Source organism: Bacillus sp. SIMBA_005, assembly GCF_046535585.1.
Lineage (GTDB): Bacteria > Bacillota > Bacilli > Bacillales > Bacillaceae > Bacillus > Bacillus pumilus.
In genome coordinates, this window is record NZ_JAWRWI010001049.1 from 1 (window position 1) to 241 (window position 241).

At 59.3% G+C, this 241-nt stretch carries 1 protein-coding gene; it reads right to left on the reverse strand.

The window, feature by feature from the left end; translation table 11 throughout:
- Positions 1-212, reverse strand: a 212-nt coding sequence (locus tag SB660_RS23315) for a YncE family protein (RefSeq protein ID WP_410584936.1), incomplete at its 3' end; no start/stop codon positions are given.
- Positions 213-241: the final 29 nt, after the last annotated feature.

Sequence of the window (241 nt, forward strand, 5' to 3'; positions counted from 1 at the left end):
TCGGTATCGAAGCTCAGCTCGCCGATGCGCTCGCCAGTTCGCGGATCTATCTCCGAAATGATCGAGCGGGACATCTTCGGCTCGGCGTTTTTCCCGCCAGTGACCACATATAGATGCTCGCGCGACGCATCGTAGTACATCGAGTCCGCGCCGGCGTTGAGCGCGATGGACCCGATGATGCCATAGCTGACGGCATCCACCACCTTCGTCATGCCAGCACCGCTATCGGTGACAATCAGAC